2 protein-coding genes are annotated in these 1,752 nt (G+C 65.0%); both read left to right on the top strand.

Going from position 1 to position 1,752, the window contains the following annotated elements:
* Positions 1-1,285 (top strand): molybdopterin dinucleotide binding domain-containing protein (locus C0456_RS20420; protein ID WP_291056505.1); only part of this gene is annotated, 1,285 nt, incomplete at its 5' end.
* The coding region (gene cobA / locus C0456_RS20415; protein ID WP_291056502.1) for a uroporphyrinogen-III C-methyltransferase at positions 1,278-1,752 on the top strand (475 nt) is incomplete at its 3' end. The genes C0456_RS20420 and cobA, both read left to right, overlap by 8 nt.

The raw sequence follows: 1,752 nt of genomic DNA, 5'->3' as shown, positions 1-1,752 counted from the left end.
TTGGGGCGAAAAGGACGGTACGGTCACCAACTCCGAACGAGTCATCAGCCGCCAGCGCGCATTCCTGCGACCTGCGGGCGAGGCAAAGCCAGACTGGTGGATCATCAAGGAGGTCGCGCGCGCAATGGGCTGGCGCGAGGCGTTCGCCTATGACCGCCCCGCCGACATCTACCGCGAACATGCCAGGCTTTCTACTTATCAGAATGCCGGGAAAAGGGTGTTCGACATCGGCGGCCATGCCGCGATCTCCAACCTTGCCTATAACGCTATGCAACCCTGGCGCTGGGGCGGCGATGCCTTTGCCGATGGCCGCTTTTCAACGCCGGATGGCAAGGCGCGGCTGGTGGCGGTCAACCAGATGGAGCTTGGCGAGCCGCTCAAGGCGTGGCCATTGACGCTCAACACCGGGCGCTACCGCGACCAGTGGCATACCATGACCCGCACCGGGCTGAGCACACGGCTTGGCCAGCACCGGCAGGAACCGCTGGTTGAAGTCCACGCCGAGGATGCGCTGGCGCAAGGTCTGTCGGATGGCGGGCTGGCTACGGTCGCAACCCCGCAGGGCAGCAGCGTCTTCCGGGTCAGTATCAGCGATGGCCAACGGCGCGGCGACCTGTTCGTGCCGATCCACTGGACCGACCAGCAATCCACCGGCGGCCGCACCGGCGCGCTGGCGCGTGCGCTGACCGATCCGCATTCGGGCCAGCCCGGCTTCAAGAACAGCCCCGCGCGCATCTCACCCTTTGCCGCCGACTGGCACGGATTTTTGATTGCGTCGGTGCTGCCCGATCCCCTGCCAGCCAGCTACGCCACCAAGGTGCGCACCAGGTCGGGATGGCTGGTCGAGCTGGCTGGGCATGGCGATCCGCTGGCGTTTGCCAAGCGCGTCCTGCCGCGCGGCGAGAGCATCGAAAGCCACGACAGCGCGCATGGGCAGCACCGGTTTGCCATTCTTCGCGAAGGCATGGTCGTGGCTGCGCTCTATGTTGGGCCGCAAAGCCGGCTGCCCCGGCGCGAATGGTTGATTACCCAGCTTGGGGGTTCGCAAGCCAGCGCGACCGAGCTGCTCGCCGGACGCTCTGCCACGCCTGCGCCCGACCGCGGTGTTATCGTCTGCAGCTGCTTCGACATCGGCACGATCACGCTGACCAGCGCCATCGCCAACCAGCGGCTTATGACCACCGAGGCAGTGGGTGCCGCGTTGTCCGCCGGTACAAACTGCGGCTCGTGCAAACCCGCGATCCAGCGGCTGATCCTGCAACACAAGGAGGCAGCCCATGGCTGACATCAGTTTTAGCCCCGGCGATGTCTGGTTGGTAGGCGCTGGCCCTGGCGATCCTGATCTGCTGACCCGCAAGGCCGAGCGGTTGCTGGCGTTGGCCACTATCGTGTTCCACGACGCACTGGTAAGTCAGGAGGTACTCGATCTTATCCCCAAACAGGTGATGCAAGTGCCTGTGGGCAAACGGTCAGGGCGGCACTCGATGTCCCAGCCTGCAATCAACGGCCTTCTGGTGAAATCCGCGCAAAACGGACACCGCGTCGTTCGGCTGAAGGGCGGCGATCCTGCAGTGTTTGGACGGATGACCGAGGAGGTCGATGCACTGCAAGCCAAGGGCATACGCGTTCAGGTATGCCCGGGGATCACCGCCGCCAGTGCAGCGGCAGCTTCCGGAGTGTTCTCGCTGACCAGACGCGGCAGCACGAGGGCGCTCACGTTCATCACGGCGCAAGGCTGCGGGAATGGGCAAA

Source organism: Hyphomonas sp. (assembly GCF_013823385.1).
Lineage (GTDB): Bacteria > Pseudomonadota > Alphaproteobacteria > Caulobacterales > Hyphomonadaceae > Hyphomonas.
This window is presented reverse-complemented; position numbering and strand designations above follow the sequence as displayed.